Source organism: Streptomyces sp. TAA204 (assembly GCF_000424965.1).
The window spans coordinates 86,123-100,559 of sequence record NZ_AUKW01000005.1 but is presented as its reverse complement, the minus strand read 5'-3'; the positions used below and the strand labels follow the sequence as shown (position 1 = coordinate 100,559).

The window sequence follows — 14,437 nt, the reverse complement described above, 5'->3', positions numbered from 1 at the left end:
GTCCCGGGCGGGACGGTGGCGTCGGGCATGCGGCAGCCCGCCCACCAGGCCGTACGCGGCGGAAGCGGCGATGCCGCACACGCGATCGCGCCGTCGGTCCGGAGCGGGGTGTGCGGCGCCCGCCGGGCCCGGAAGCGCTCAGCAGAGGCTGCGCCCAGGGTGACGTCCCGGCCCCGCTCGACCGGCTCCCCGGGCTCGACCGGATCACCCGGCTCACTCCTCGTCGAGCCCGCGCTGGATCGCGTACCGCACCAGCTCCACCCGGTTGTGGAGCTGCAACTTGCCCAGGGTGTTCTGCACGTGGTTCTGCACTGTGCGGTGCGAGATGACCAGGCGCTCAGCGATCTGCCGGTAGCTCAGGCCCTTCGCCACCAGCCGCAGCACCTCGGTCTCACGCTCCGTCAGCCGGGGCGCGGCCGGCTCCTGCGAGCCCGCCGCGGGTGCCGGATCGGCGGCCAGCCTGCGGTACTCGCCAAGGACGAGCCCGGCCAGCCCGGGGGTGAAGACGGGGTCTCCGACGGCCGTACGACGCACCGCGTCCTGCAGCTCCTCCATGCTCGCCGACTTCACCAGATAGCCGGTCGCCCCCGACTTGACCGCCTCCAGCACGTCCCCGTGCTCGCCGCTGGCGGAGAGCACCAGTACACGCAGCTCGGAGCCGGTGCCGACGAGCTGGCGGCAGACCTCCACCCCGGGCAGGCCCGGCAGGTTCAGGTCCAACACGAGCACGTCGGGCAGCGCGGCACGCGCGCGCCGCACCGCCTGCGGGCCGTCACCCGCGGTCGCCACCACCTCGAATCCGGCCTCGCCCAGATCACGGGCCACGGCGTCCCGCCACATCGGATGGTCGTCGACGACCATCACCCTCACCGGCCGGCCCTGGCCCTCCGGCTCTCCGGAGTGTGCTGCCTTGTCCGTCGTCATGTCCCCCGCCGCCCTCTCCGTCGTGATCCCTTACGGTTCTCCGGCCTTCCTCGGCACCCGCAGCTCCACCTCCGTACCCTGCCCGGGCACGGACACCAGCTCCGCGCCGCCGCCCAGATCGCGCACGCGCCCGCGGATGGAGAGGGCGACGCCCATCCGTCCCTCGGCCTCCGCGGCGTCGAGCCGGCCGGGCTCGACGCCGGGCCCGTCGTCCCGCACGGTCACGAGGACCGCGTCCGGTTCCTCCTCCAGCAGGATCCAGGCGTGCGCATGTCCTCCCGCCGGCCCTGTGGCGTGCTGCCGCACATTGTCCAGGGCGGCGCTGACAGCGGCGGCCAGCTCCCGGGCGGCCGTGGCCCGCAGAAGCACGGGCGCACCGGGCTCGACGAAGGTGACCCGGGCCCCGGCGTACGGCGAGAGCAGCGTGCGCAGATCGCACTCGGCACTCGCGCCGCCGCGCTCCTCGACACCGGGTTGCTCGCCGCCACGCTCCTCGACGCCGCGATTCTCCTCACGACGCCGCCCCGGAAGCCGCGCCACGAGGCCGGCGCGCCGCCCGCGGCGCTCCTCCTCCGCTTCGGCACCGCCGGCGGCGGCCAGGGCCTTCCCGGCCGTCCCGTGCGGTGGTTCCTGGACCGGCACGAGCCCGGTCGATATCAGCGTGCGCAGCGCGATCTCCTGCTCCCCCGCCATCTTCCCCAGCTGGGCGGCCTCACCGCCGATCGCCGTGCCCCGCCGCTGGACCATGGCGAGCACCTGCAGCACGCTGTCGTGGATGTCACGGGCCAGACGCTCACGTTCCCGGGTCGCGGCCTCGATCTGGAGCGCCTGGGCGAGGGTGCGTTCACTGGCCCTGGCCACTTCGATGACGTAGCCGATGCCGATGCTGGCGACGCACACCAGCAGCACGTTGTGCAGGGTGGGCCGGGTGACGGCACCCTGCTCGACGATGTTGGCGATCCCCACCACGACCGCTGCGGACGCTCCCCAGCGCCACCCGCCCTTGAGCGCGAAGGCCAGCACGGGGCCGGCGACCCAGATGGTGGGGATGGTCGGGCCGACGACGCCGCGTGCGTCGACGTACACCGACAGCAGGATGCCCACGACGGCGAAGGTGAGGTCGAGGGCGAGGAAGGTGTTCGTGCACCGCCGGGCCGAGGAGACCTTGGGCAGGGTGAGCGCGGTCCAGACGGTGAGCACGGCCAGGTAGACGGCGCCGGGCAGCGGATGGGCGAAGTGCTCGAAGGCCCAGACGTAGACCGTGACCGCGTAGCCGAGCCCCAGCAGCCGGTACCCGATCAGTGCCCGCCACATCGGCCGCTCGACAGAGACCCTCGTGACCATCTTCGCTGCCCCGCCCCCTGATTGTGCCCGGCTGTGCCCGGCCTCGCCCCGTGCCGCCCGGTGTGCGGCTACGCCGCTCTGTCGCGCCGCCCCCGCCTGCGTCCGGCCGGCTGCGGCGGACGCCCCGGTTCCCCGTCCGTGGTGCCGGCGTTCCTGGCGGCCTCCTGCTCGGCCTCCTTCTTCGCCGCCTTCTCCGCCTCCGCCTGGCGCTTGGCCTCGTCGGCGAGTTGCCGCTTGGCGGCGGTGGCGTACATGTCGACGTACTCCTGCCCGGACAGCTTCATGATCTCGTACATGACCTGGTCGGTCAGGGCACGCTGCACGAAGCGGTCGTGCTCCATGCCCTGGTAGCGGCTGAAGTCCAGCGGCCTGCCGATGCGGATGCCCGGGCGCATCAGTTTGGGCACCGTCTGGCCCGGCGGCTGGATCTTCTCGGTGTCGATCATCGCGACGGGAAGGACGGGGGCTCCCGAGCGCAGCGCGACCCGGGCCAGGCCACCCGGCTTGCCGCGGTAGAGACGGCCGTCGGGGGAGCGTGTGCCCTCCGGGTAGATGCCGAACAGCTCGCCGCGGGCGAGGACTTCGAGCCCGCTGCGGATCGCGGCCTCACCCGCGCCCCGGGCGCCGGAGCGGTCGACCGGCAGCTGCCCGACGCCCTTGAAGAAGGCAGCGGTCAGCTTCCCCTTCACCCCCGGAGAGGTGAAGTACTCGGCCTTGGCGATGAAGGTGACCTTCCGGTCCAGCACGGCGGGGAGGAAGAAGGAGTCCGAGAAGGACAGATGATTGCTGGCGAGAATCGCCGGCCCGCCCTCGGGCACGTGCTCCAGCCCCTCCGCCCAGGGACGGAAGGCAAGCTTGAGCCCGTTGCCGACCGACAGCTTCATCGCTCCGTAGAACAACCGAGGACCTCCTGATTCCGACACGGCGACCCTATCTCGCCATCGGGGAAGCAGCGCTGCTCCGTCAGGCACAGCGGAACTACCCGCTCTCCCTCCGCCACGCGTAGGCTGGAGCACCTGCCCCGACGGGGAGCGGCACGGACAGCGCCGCCCCAGGACGCCGACCGACTTGAGACCCGACCGGCTGGAGGCCGACGTGTCCTTCCTTCCCGGAGCCGAGCCCTTGCGCCATGACGGATCGGAGACCGGGGTCCTGGTGTGCCACGGCTTCACCGGCTCCCCGCAGTCCGTACGCCCGTGGGCCGAGCACCTGGCCGCGCAGGGGCTGACGGTCTCCCTGCCGCTGCTTCCCGGTCACGGCACCCGCTGGGAGGACCTGGCGGTCACGGGCTGGCAGGACTGGTACGCGACGGTGGACCGCGAGTTCCGGCTGCTGAGCGCCGAGTGCGAACAGGTCTTCGTGTGCGGCCTGTCCATGGGCGGCGCCCTGGCGCTGCGCCTGGCGGCCCGGCACGGCTCCGCGGTGAGCGGGGTCGCCCTGGTCAACCCCGCGGTGACCTTTCCCCGGCTCCAGGGTTACGCCCTGCCGCTGGGGCGCTTCGTGCTCCGCTCGGCGAAGGGCATCACCAGCGACATCGCCAAACCCGGTGCGCGGGAGGTGGGTTACGAACGGGTCCCGACCCAGGCCGCCCACTCCGCGCGTGACCTCTTCCGCCGGGTGCGCGGTGAACTGCCGCAGGTCACACAGCCGCTGCTGGTCATGCACAGCAGGACGGACCACGTGGTGCCGCCCTCCGACTCGGCCCTGGTCCTCAGCGAGGTCTCCTCGACCGACGTGACGGAGACCGTCCTCGAGGACAGTTATCACGTGGCCACGCTGGACCACGACGCGGAGCGCGTCTTCGCGGACTCACACGGATTCATCACCCGGCTCGCAGTGAGGAAGACAGCACGCGATGGAGCGTAACCCTGGCGCGGAAGACCACAACTCAGGCGAGGACCCGGACCCCCACCGGGACCAGGACCGGGACCAGGAGGCGGCGCTGCCGCTGGACGAGGAAGCCGCCTGGGCCCAGATCGTCGCCGCCTACGGCGACCGGCCGACGGCCGACGGCATGGCGCCCGCGGCCGAGCCGGACGAGGACGACGCCCGTACCGCCGCCCGCCCCTCCTCGGGCTCGCCCTCCGGACCGGGCTCCGGCTCCGAGGGTGAAGGAGAAGGCGGAGGCGAAGAAGGCGGTACGTCCGTACGCAGCTTCACGGTGTACTCGGCCGGCTCCGGGCCGCGCGACTGGTCGGTGCCCTCCCCGGAGGACAAGGACGGCGGCGAAAGCGACGACGACGAGGGCCACTTCGTGCCGCCCGAGCCGCCGCCGCTGCCCGAGTCGGACACCACCACGAAGTTCGCCTGGCTCGCGGTCCTCGGCGGTCCGCTGCTGCTGATCTTCACCATCCTGCTCCAGCAGGAACTGGTCTGGTGGATCATCACCCTCGGTGTCGGCGGGTTCCTGGGCGGGTTCGCGACGCTGGTGGCCCGGATGCGTGACGGCCGCGACGAGGACGACTGGGACGACCCCGGGCGCGGCGCGGTGGTCTGAAGGACCGGCTCGCACGCGCACTCGCTCGCCGGTGCCGTGGCGCGCCGCTCAGTCGGTGGCCTCTGAGGGCACACGCAGCGCCGCCAGTACGGGCAGATGGTCCGTGGCGGCCCGCAGGTCGGCGCCGGAGACCCCGTCCAGCCCGGCGGGTACGCCGCAGCCGAGCACGTCGATGCCGCCGGAGGCGAGCACCGCGTCGATGCGCTGGTGCGGGTCGTGCGGCGTGGAGGTGTGTTCGCCGCCCCAAGGGCGGACCGCCCAGCCGTCCTGGAGTTCCGCGGCGAGACGGCGGAAGGTGCGGCCCCGCGGACGTTCGTTGAGGTCGCCGGCCGCCACCCGGTGCGTGGTGCCCAGTGCGGCGAGACGCTCGAGAAGCATCCGCCCCTGCGCCTGCCGTTCGTCGGTCTGCAGGCTCAGATGGCAGCTGAGCACGCCGAGCCGCGCGGACGGGCCGAAGCGCAGCACCGCCGTGGCGAAGCCCCGTCTGTGCAGACCGGGTGTGTGCGGCAGCAGTACGTCCTCGGCGTGCTCGACGGTGACCCGCAGCGTGGCCAGGATCATCGGACCGGTGGCCGGGGCGCCGCCCGTCACGTAGACCAGTCCGCACTCACGGGCCAGCCATGACGCGTGCTTGCGCCAGCGGAAGAACCGCGGGGCCTCCTGGACACACACGACATCGGGGGCGCACGCCCGGACGACCCGGGCGAGTGCCCTCCGGTCGTCGCGCATGGAGCGGATGTTGTAGCTGAGCAGACGGACGACGGCGGAGCCGTCCGGGTCCGTCCGCCCGGCGGGCAGGTCCGCGAGCGTCATCGGTGTGGCTCACATCCTCTGTCCTCGGTTCCTCGGGCGGCCCCGCGGTGCGCCGGGCCGGGCCGGCTGGTGTGTCCGGCCCGGCCCGGCGGGTGCGCGTTCTCAGCCCTGACGGGCAAGGTCCGCGACGCCCACCATGCCCGCCTTGCCGCCCAGTTGGGCCGCCAGCACTTCGGCGTGCGGCCGCCAGCGGCTGCCGACCAGCCAGCGGCGGTACGACTTACGGATGGGGTCCAGCACGAGATCGCCCTCGTCCGAGACTCCGCCGCCGACGATGAAGGCCGCCGGATCGAAGAGCGAGGCGAGGTCGGCCAGACCGGCACCCGCCCAACGGGCCAGCTCCCGGAAGGAGTCCACGGCGACCGGGCAGCCCCGCCGGGCGGCCTCGCTGATGTGCTTGCCCTCGACGCCCTCAGGGGTGCCGTCGCCCAGTTCGAACAGGATCGCCGCGTTCTCGGGCGTGGCCGTGGCGCGCTGCTGCGCGTACCGTACGAGCGCGCTGCCGGACGCGTACTGCTCCCAGCAGCCCTGGTTGCCGCAGCCGCACAGCAGGCCGTCGGGCACCATCCGGATGTGGCCGAACTCCGCCGCGACACCGAAGCGTCCACGGTGCAGCCGGCCGCCGATGATCACCCCGCCGCCGAGTCCGGTGCCGATGGTGATGCACACGACGTCCTCGTGGCCGGTGCCGACGCCGAACTTGTACTCGCCCCAGGCCGCCGCGTTCGCGTCGTTCTCGATGACGACCGGGAGGCCGATGCGCTGCTCCACCTTGTCCTTGAGCGCCTCGTGCCGCCAGCTCAGGTTGGGGGTGAAGAGGACCGTGGCCCTCTTGTCGTCGACATAGCCCGGTGCGCCGATGCCGACGGCCTCCACTTCGTGCTCGGCGCTGGCATCCCGTACCGCGTCGGCGATGGCGTCGATCACGCCGTCCGCCGTGGGCGGGGTGGGCACGGTACTGGTTTCCAGAATGGCTCCGTGCTCATCGACAACGCCGGCCGCGATCTTGGTGCCGCCGATGTCGACGCCGATAGTGAGTCCCATGTGTCCCTCGGTTATCCGGTCTTGCCCCGCTGCGGAACACCGTACCGGAGGGGGTGTGCCGCCCGGTCGCCCGCGAAGTCACTCCGCCCGCGAGGCGTCTCACCCACCGTCCGGGCCGGACCCTCCCGGGCGCCTGCCGGAACCGTAGGGATCGTCCGGGTCGCCGGAGGTCCCAGGTCCCGGGGAGCCCCCCGGGCCGTCGCGGTCCGCGGGGTCCTTGTCCAGGTCGATGCGCTCCGGACCGCGCGGGGCGCCGTCCTGCGGGCGTCCGCCGGACGTGCCGGGAGCGGACGGCGGAGCCGACGGCGCGCCGGGTGCCGTGGTCCCGGTGCCGCCGGGCGCACCGGCCGTCCAGCGTCCCTCGGCCTCCTGCACGGCCGCACGGTAGGCCGCCAGCAGCTCCCCGCCGGCCGCGGCGAGATGGTCGAAAACATGCGGATTGCGCTCGACGACCGGCCCGACGGCGGCCTTCGCCTGCGCGATCAGCTGCTGTGCCACGCCCTGCGCGGCCGCGGAGGCGACGGTGGGGCCGAAGGGCCTGCCCAGCTCTGCCACCTTCTCGGACACGGCGTCCGCGAGCCGCCGCAGCTCCTCGGCCGGGTCCGCGTACTGCTGCCCCTGGTCCGCCCGGCGGCGGGCCTTCTCGGCGGACAGGTCTTCCTCGCAGGCCGTCGCCCAGGCGTCGGCGTCGTGCGCGGAGGGCTCTGCGGCATCGCTCATGGCGGCTGCTCCTGTGGCAGGGGGAGGACGAAGGCTCCTCTCCGACGTTACCCGAACGGACGGACGGCGGTAGGGCTCTGAGCCCTCAGCCCCGCCGGCCCTCCGGCGGCCGGCCCGGCGTGCCCTCCGGCCACAGAGCGGGATCGGGCTCACAGCGCACCCGCAGCTCCCCGCCGTCGAGTGCGGCGCCCACGACGCGGCATCTGCGCAGTGCGGAGGGCAGGGCGATCACACGCCGGTACGGGCCGACGCCGAGGATCAGTTCGTCCCCGCGCCGCACCAGCGTCAGCTCGTCCTTGCGCACGGCCGGAAGCGGCATCCGCCACACCAGCAGGCCGTCCTGAGCGAGGCGGTCCTCGATGCGGCCGGGCCCGCGGACAGGGTCGCCGCGCCCCGTGCCGCCGGTACTGCCGGTGCCGCCGGTACTGCCCGTGCCGCCGGTGCCGGGCGGGGCAGCAGCTCCGGCCGCACCGGCGAGGCGGGAGAGGTCCCCGGCACCGCGCGGGTCGTGGCCCAGGTGCGGCAGCTCGCACAGCGGCACGCCATGCGTCCCGCACTCCGCTCGCAGCTCCTCCAGCGCCTGCTGCTGCCTGCCGGACATCGAGGCCAGCCAGGGGTCCGTGCTTCCTTCGGGAAGCACCCTGTTGGCGACGACTGACTCCAGCGGCATCGCGTACAGGCCGAGTCCGGCACGGGCGGAACGCAGCGCCTCGGCGGAGAGCGGGCCGGGCTCCGTCACGACCCGTACGGCCGTGGCGGGCGACTCCAGCACGCCCTGTACGTCCGCGAGTTCCTCCGCCCAGCGGTCGGCCGTCTCATACAGCGCGGCGGCGGGCACCGGTACGCCCACGAGCTGTGCGAGCGCGGGCCGCAGGGCTCGCGCTGCCTGCCGCTCGGGCGGTACCAGCCTGCGCAGGTAGCGCCGCAACTGCCGGGGCAGCGCCAGCATGTGCAGCGCCGCGGTCAGGGGCGGCAGATCGACGACGAGGGTGTCCCACTCCCCCGAGGTGTGCGCGGCGCGCAGCGTGCGCAGCAGCGCGAAGGTCCCGGAGCCGGGAAGTTCGGTCAGCTCGTCGTGGTCCAGCGCCTGCGCTCCGAGCAGTTCCAGGAGCGTACCGGCCCGGTCCTGCAGCGCGGTCACCCCGGCGCGGAAGACCTCTCCCGGGTCGACGCGGACGGCCGAGAGCCGTCCGCCGGCTGCGGGGACCTGCGTCCCGGCGGGGCCCGGCGAACCGTGCGGACCGTGCGGACCGGCCGGTGCGGCGGCGACCGTCGTGCCGAGCACCGCCTCCAGCACCGCGGGCGTCTCACCGCTCAGCAGCAGCGTGCGCCCGCCGTCACGGGCGCGGGCGAGTGCTGTCGCCGCGGCCACGGTCGTACGTCCCGCGCCGCCCGGACCGGTGATCAGCACAGTGCGGGGCGCGGGGCGCGGGGCGCTCCCGTCGTCGCCGCCACCGGCCGCGGCAAAACCGGAGTGCCCGGCGTGGGCCGCGGGCTCCGCGGAACCGGGCGGCGGGGCGGAACCCCCGGCGTCCGCGGGGGTGTTCACGGCGGGTGCGGCATCGTCGCCGCGGTGGTCGTCCGGCTGGGACACTCCCGTCTCAGCCTTTGCCGGCGCTCTCGTCCGCTGAGGCGCCACCACCCGACTCGACCCGCTTCTTCAGCCCCGACAGCGCACGGTCGATGATGACCTTCTCCGCCTTGCGCTTGATCATCCCCAGCATCGGGATCTTGACGTCGACGGTCAACTGGTAGGTCACCTCGGTACGTTCACCGTCGGCCGGTGCCAGCCGGTAGACGCCGTCGAGGGCGCGCAGCATCTGCGACTTCACCAGGGACCATCGCACCTCGTGGTCGCCGATCCACTCGTAGGCGAGGGTGTGCTCGTCCTTGATGGCGCCCGCGTCCAGCAGCAGCCGCACCTGCTCGGCGCGTCCCGCCGCGTCCCGGGAGAGGACCTCGGCCTCCTTCACCTCGTCCGTCCACTCGGGGTAGCGGGCGAAGTCGGAGATCACTTCCATCACGGCGGCGGGCGCCGCATCGATGGTGATGTTCGAACTGGTGTGTTCCGCCATCGCCGTTGATCCTCCATTGCTGCGAGCCGGCCCCCGATTGCCGCTGGAAGGCTACCGTGCGTGCCCGGCGGCGGGCGCAGGGGCCGTCCGTCCCCCGCTGCCGCCCGCGGACGGGAGACGGGAACCGGCAGGCGGGCGGGCAGCCCCGGCCCTCACCACTCCATCACCCACGGCGTGCCCGTCGCGTTGAAATGGCCCACGTTCACGCACTCCGTCGGCCCGATGCGCATCCGCCGCACCAGGGGCTGGTGCACGTGCCCGAAGAGATGGAAGCGCGGGCGTACCGCGCGCACGGCCCTCAGCAGTGCCTCGCTGCCGCGCTCGAAGCGGCGCGCCACCGTGTCGTAGCACAACTCCGGCACGTCGGGCGGGATGTGGGAGCACAGTACGTCGACCTCGCCGAGCGCCTCGATCTTGGCGGCGTAGGTCTCCTCGTCGATCTCGTAGGGCGTACGCATCGGGGTCCTCAGCCCTCCGCCGACGAACCCGAAGCGCAGCCCGCCGATGTCGGCGGTCTCCCCGTCCAGCACCGTGACGCCCTCACCCGCGTACTCCGGCCACAGCGGCGGCATGTCGACATTGCCGTAGGTGGCGTACGTGGGCGTCGGGAAGGCGGCGAAGAGTTCGGCGTACTGCCGGCGGACGGCCGCCTCGACGGCGGCGGCGCGGTCTATGCCCGCCCAGAGTCCGGCGGAGAACTCGCGCGCCTCCGCGAAGCGCCGCTCGGTGCGCAACTGCACGATGCGGTGGGCGTTTTCGACGCCGAACAGTTCGGGGAAGATGCCGCGGGAGTGGTCGGCGTAGTCGAGGAAGAGGATGAGATCCCCCAGGCACACGAGCGCGTCGGCCCCGTCGCCGGCCGTGGCGAGGTCCTGACTGTTGCCGTGTACGTCGCTGACCACGTGGACTCGCATCCGCACACCCTAGATCGGGGCGCGTCCGCGCGGCACCCCCGCTCCGGGCCCCTCCCCACCTGCGGTTACTTCCCCGTCACCGGGTGCGTGGATTATTCTTTCGCCGACCGACCGACACGTGTGACGCATGAGACATCTCTGGCTCACCCCTACCCCGATACCCTACTGATGGGTAACGTCCGGGCCGTCATTCTCCGGAATCCCCCACAGGTTCCGGACTGAGCCAACGGAGGCCGCCCTCGACGGCCACCGGTCCGGCGCCGACGAGGAGCAGCAGTCTTGCGCGAGTTCAGCCTTCCGGCCCTCTACGAGGTCCCAGCCGACGGCAATCTGACGGATCTCATCCGCCGAAACGCGGCTCTGCATCCCGATGTCGCCGTCATCGCACGCAAGCGGGACGGGCAGTGGCTGGACGTCAGCGCAGCCGGCTTCCTCTCCGAGGTGGAGTCCGCGGCCAAGGGCCTGATCGCGGCCGGTGTCCGGCCCGGCGACCGCGTGGCCCTGATGTCCCGTACGCGCTACGAGTGGACGCTGCTGGACTTCGCCGTCTGGAGCGCCGGCGCCGTCACCGTGCCCGTGTACGAGACGAGTTCGCCGGAACAGATCGCGTGGATCCTCGGCGACTCGGGCGCGGTCGCCTGCCTGGTGGAGACGGACGCGCACACCAAGGCGGTGGAGTCCGTGCGCGACCGGCTGCCCGCCCTCGCCCACGTCTGGCAGATCGAGCCGCAGGCAGACGCGGACGGCGAGGGCACCGGCGCGGTGGCCCTCCTGGCGGCGGGCGGCGCGGACGTGGGCGACGACACCGTCGAGGCACGCAGCTCCGCCGCGAAAGCCGACTCCCCCGCCACCATCGTCTACACCTCCGGCACGACCGGCCGCCCCAAGGGCTGCGTGCTCACGCACCGCAGCTTCTTCGCCGAGTGCGGCAACGTCGTCGAGCGGCTGCGCCCGCTCTTCCGTACCGGCGAGTCCTCCGTGCTGCTCTTCCTGCCCATCGCCCACGTCTTCGGACGGCTGGTGCAGGTGGCGGCCGTGATGGCGCCGATCAAGCTCGGCCACGTCTCCGACGTGGCGAAGCTGACCGACGAACTGGCCGCCTTCCGCCCCACCATGGTGCTGGGTGTGCCGCGCGTCTTCGAGAAGGTCTTCAACTCCGCGCGTGCGCAGGCCCAGGCGGGCGGCAAGGACAAGATCTTCGACAGGGCCGCCGAGACCGCCGTCGCCTACAGCCGCGCCCTGGACGACCCCTCGGGCCCCGGGCTGAGGCTGAGGCTCCGTCACAAGGCGTTCGACGTACTGGTCTACGGCAAACTGCGGGCGGTGCTGGGAGGACGCGCCACTCACGCGATCTCCGGCGGCGCCCCGCTCGGCGAACGGCTCGGGCACTTCTACCGCGGCATCGGCTTCACGGTGCTGGAGGGCTACGGCCTCACCGAGTCCTGCGCGGCCACGGCCTTCAACCCCTACGACCGGCAGAAGATCGGCACGGTCGGCCAGCCCCTCCCCGGCTCCGTGGTCCGTATCGCCGACGACAACGAAGTGCTGCTGCACGGCGAGCACCTCTTCACCGGCTACTGGAACAACGAGGAGGCCACACGGGAAGCCCTCGCCGACGGCTGGTTCCACACCGGCGACCTCGGCACGCTGGACGCCGACGGCTATCTCGCCATCACCGGGCGGAAGAAGGAGATCCTGGTGACGGCCGGCGGCAAGAACATCGCCCCCTCCGTCATCGAGGACCACATCCGGGGGCACGCCCTGGTCTCCGAGTGCATGGTGGTCGGCGACGGGCGTCCCTTCGTCGGCGCGCTGCTCACCGTGGACGAGGAGTTCCTGCCGCGCTGGGCGCTGGAGCACGGCAAGTCGGAGCTGACGCACGAGGCGCTGCTGAAGGACCAGGATCTGCTGGCCGAACTGCAGCGTGCGGTGGACGGGGGCAACGCTCTGGTCTCCCGGGCCGAGTCGGTACGCAAGTTCCGGGTGCTGCGCACCCAGTTCACCGAGGAGTCGGGGCACATCACACCGTCTTTGAAGCTGAAGCGCGGCGTGGTGGCGAAGGACTTCGCGGACGAGATCGAAGCGCTGTACGTCTGAACACCCCGGTCCGGCCGCCCGGGCCCGTACCGAAGGCCCGGCTCACCGCCCGGTCAGGGCAGTCGGGCCTCCGCGGCCAGCTCCCCTACGAGGCCCGCCACATGGTCCGCGTACGGACGCACCCGGGGCAGCAGGTCCTCCCAGCGCTCTTCCTCCTGCCCGAGGTAGACGGCACGCGCACGGGAGAGCACCGGCCGGTGCTCTCCCGGCAGCCGCGCCAGCGCCCAGTCGGCCGCTGCGTCCTTGGAGGTGACGCCCCCTGTTGCGAGGGTCGTCCAGATGCGGGCGAGCGTCAGGACGACGTTGCGGGTGTCCGTCTCCGCTTCGGCCAGCAGGTCCGGCACACCGGCCGCCGCTCCCCGGAACAGGTCCTCCCTCGGTACGGGGTCGAACACCTCCTCCGGCGGCGGTCCGAGCAGCGTGGTCCTCCCCCGCAGAACCATCGTGATCAGCGGCGCGAGATCGGGCATCGGCCCGGGCGACGGCGTCGTGCCGCGCTCGTACTCCTCGCGCAGCCACTCGCCGTACTGGAACTCGCACCACGGCGGATAGCGCCAGGGCCGCACGTCGGAGTGGACCGCGGCAGTCAGCTCGACGGGCCGGGCCGGGCCGGGGCGCCGCCACGGCCGCCGGCGGAGCCCGGACCGCCCGGGCCGGAGACCCTCAGCAGCCCGTCCACGAGCGCCCGCCGTTCGCGGGCCGTCGTACGCCGCCGCAGTACGGCGAAGACGTCGATGTCGCTGTGGGGACGCAGCCCGCCGCCGAGCACCGCAGAACCGTGCAGATAGGCCCCCACCAAGTCGGTCCCGAACACCGCCCGCACCAAGGGCGCGACCTCCGTCCGCGCGATGCCGCTCACAGCAGCTCTTCCAACCGCCCGGCCAGCGAGTCCCATCTCCAGCGCTCGCCCACCCACTCCCGCCCCCGCTCGCCCATGCGGACACGCAGCGCGGGGTCCTTGAGCAGGGTGACGAGACGGCCGGCGGCCTCCTGGGGTACGCCGCCCCGTACGACCCATCCCGTCTCTCCCTGAAGCACGGCGTCCGGGGCACCGCCCGAGTCGCCCGCGACGACGGGGAGTCCGGTGGCCGATGCCTCCAGATAGACGATGCCGAGCCCTTCGACGTCCAGGCCGCCCCGGCGGGTGCGGCACGGCATCGCGAAGACGTCTCCGGCGCCGAAGTGTGCGGGCAGTTCCTCCCAGGGGACGGCGCCGGTGAAGCGGACGGCCTCGCCCACACCCGTCGCCCCGGCAAGTTTCTCCAGCCGGCCGCGGTAGGGGCCGCCGCCCACGACGAGCAGCACGGCGTCCGGCACCTCGGCCAGGACGCGCGGCATCGCCCGGATCAGGGTGTCCTGCCCCTTGCGCGGCACGAGGCGGGAGACGCAGACGACGACGGGCCGGTCCGTCAGGCCGAGCCTCGCCCGCAGGGCGTCCCCGCCCGAGTCGGGGTGGAATGCCTTCTCGTCCACGCCGGGCGGCAGTTGAACCATACGGGCGGCCGCCTCGGGCGTCAGGGCACGGGCGATCCGCGACCGGGTGTACTCGCCGAGATACGTCAGCGTGTCCGTCCCCTCACCGATGCGGCGCAGCAGCTGCCGGGACGCGGGCAGCTGCGCCCAGGCGGCCTCGTGCCCGTGCGTGGTGGCGACGAGCCTCCGCGCCCCCGCCGCTCGCAGCGCGGGAGCCATCAGCCCGAGCGGGGCTGCGGCGCCGAACCACACGGAGGTGCACCCGTGTTCACGCAGCAGAGCGGCGGCACGCCGGGTGACCCCCGGCGTCGGCAGCAGCATGGTCGCGGGGTCACGCACGACCTCGAAGGGCTGTTCCGCGTCGAAGCGGGCCGTCTCCTCTGCTCCCTCCCGGCCGCGCCTGGACGTGGACGCGTAGACGACGACCCGGGAGGGGTCCAGACGCAGTGCCATGCTGTGCAGGAACGCCTGGATACCACCCGGCCGGGGCGGGAAGTCATTGGTGACGATCAAGGTCTTTCGCATCGCCGCCGACA

At 73.0% G+C, this 14,437-nt stretch carries 15 protein-coding genes; 3 read left to right on the top strand and 12 right to left on the bottom strand.

Going from position 1 to position 14,437, the window contains the following annotated elements:
* Positions 1-213 precede the first annotated feature (213 nt).
* From H343_RS0111250 to H343_RS30150, 3 genes are all read right to left on the bottom strand, one after another.
* Positions 214-924, bottom strand: a complete 711-nt coding sequence (locus H343_RS0111250) for a response regulator transcription factor (protein WP_051265008.1) — start codon at positions 922-924, stop codon at positions 214-216.
* 30 nt (positions 925-954) lie between these two features.
* Positions 955-2,268 carry a MacS family sensor histidine kinase gene (gene macS / locus H343_RS0111245; protein WP_037903436.1) on the bottom strand — a complete coding sequence of 438 codons (1,314 nt, stop codon included), beginning with the start codon at positions 2,266-2,268 and terminating at the stop codon, positions 955-957.
* A gap of 68 nt (positions 2,269-2,336) precedes the next feature.
* Complete coding sequence (locus H343_RS30150; RefSeq protein WP_037903434.1) at positions 2,337-3,167, bottom strand: lysophospholipid acyltransferase family protein; 831 nt, start codon at positions 3,165-3,167, stop codon at positions 2,337-2,339.
* Positions 3,168-3,363: 196 nt separating this feature from the next.
* Here H343_RS30150 and H343_RS0111235 point away from each other — a divergent pair, with 196 nt between their 5' ends.
* Both H343_RS0111235 and H343_RS0111230 read left to right on the top strand, forming a co-directional pair.
* On the top strand, positions 3,364-4,134 hold the full coding sequence (locus H343_RS0111235; RefSeq protein WP_037903498.1) for an alpha/beta fold hydrolase: 771 nt from the start codon (positions 3,364-3,366) through the stop codon (positions 4,132-4,134).
* A complete protein-coding gene (locus H343_RS0111230) occupies positions 4,124-4,765 on the top strand; it encodes a hypothetical protein (RefSeq protein ID WP_028431216.1) in 642 nt (213 codons plus the stop codon). The genes H343_RS0111235 and H343_RS0111230 overlap by 11 nt, the downstream gene beginning before the upstream one ends.
* A 48-nt stretch (positions 4,766-4,813) precedes the next feature.
* Here H343_RS0111230 and H343_RS0111225 read toward each other — a convergent pair whose 3' ends face one another.
* From H343_RS0111225 to H343_RS0111200, 6 genes are all read right to left on the bottom strand, one after another.
* Positions 4,814-5,578: an endonuclease/exonuclease/phosphatase family protein gene (locus tag H343_RS0111225; protein ID WP_028431215.1), complete on the bottom strand. Its 765-nt coding sequence runs from the start codon at positions 5,576-5,578 to the stop codon at positions 4,814-4,816.
* A 102-nt stretch (positions 5,579-5,680) separates the two neighbouring features.
* Positions 5,681-6,622: an ROK family glucokinase gene (locus H343_RS0111220; protein ID WP_028431214.1), complete on the bottom strand. Its 942-nt coding sequence runs from the start codon at positions 6,620-6,622 to the stop codon at positions 5,681-5,683.
* A 99-nt stretch (positions 6,623-6,721) separates the two neighbouring features.
* Positions 6,722-7,342: a DUF5304 family protein gene (locus tag H343_RS30145; protein WP_158679550.1), complete on the bottom strand. Its 621-nt coding sequence runs from the start codon at positions 7,340-7,342 to the stop codon at positions 6,722-6,724.
* Positions 7,343-7,427: 85 nt separating this feature from the next.
* Positions 7,428-8,936 (bottom strand): ArsA family ATPase, encoded by a 1,509-nt coding sequence (locus tag H343_RS30140; protein ID WP_486586869.1) that lies wholly within the window; start codon positions 8,934-8,936, stop codon positions 7,428-7,430.
* A gap of 7 nt (positions 8,937-8,943) precedes the next feature.
* On the bottom strand, positions 8,944-9,417 hold the full coding sequence (locus H343_RS0111205) for an SRPBCC family protein (RefSeq protein ID WP_028431213.1): 474 nt from the start codon (positions 9,415-9,417) through the stop codon (positions 8,944-8,946).
* A 152-nt stretch (positions 9,418-9,569) separates the two neighbouring features.
* The gene (locus H343_RS0111200) at positions 9,570-10,331 is read right to left on the bottom strand and encodes a metallophosphoesterase (protein ID WP_028431212.1); all 762 of its coding nucleotides are present in this window, start codon (positions 10,329-10,331) and stop codon (positions 9,570-9,572) included.
* Between the two features lie 279 nt (positions 10,332-10,610).
* Here H343_RS0111200 and H343_RS0111195 point away from each other — a divergent pair, with 279 nt between their 5' ends.
* Positions 10,611-12,428 carry an AMP-dependent synthetase/ligase gene (locus H343_RS0111195; protein WP_028431211.1) on the top strand — a complete coding sequence of 606 codons (1,818 nt, stop codon included), beginning with the start codon at positions 10,611-10,613 and terminating at the stop codon, positions 12,426-12,428.
* A gap of 53 nt (positions 12,429-12,481) precedes the next feature.
* Here the strand turns inward: H343_RS0111195 and H343_RS35885 are convergent, their stop codons facing one another.
* From H343_RS35885 to H343_RS0111185, 3 genes are read right to left on the bottom strand one after another with little or no spacing between them, the layout of a single operon-like run.
* Positions 12,482-12,994 carry an aminoglycoside adenylyltransferase domain-containing protein gene (locus H343_RS35885; protein ID WP_486586868.1) on the bottom strand — a complete coding sequence of 171 codons (513 nt, stop codon included), beginning with the start codon at positions 12,992-12,994 and terminating at the stop codon, positions 12,482-12,484.
* Between the two features lie 20 nt (positions 12,995-13,014).
* A complete protein-coding gene (locus tag H343_RS35880; RefSeq protein WP_486586867.1) occupies positions 13,015-13,287 on the bottom strand; it encodes a hypothetical protein in 273 nt (90 codons plus the stop codon).
* Positions 13,284-14,426, bottom strand: a complete 1,143-nt coding sequence (locus H343_RS0111185) for a glycosyltransferase family 4 protein (protein ID WP_028431210.1) — start codon at positions 14,424-14,426, stop codon at positions 13,284-13,286. The genes H343_RS35880 and H343_RS0111185 overlap by 4 nt, the downstream gene beginning before the upstream one ends.
* Positions 14,427-14,437 lie beyond the last annotated feature (11 nt).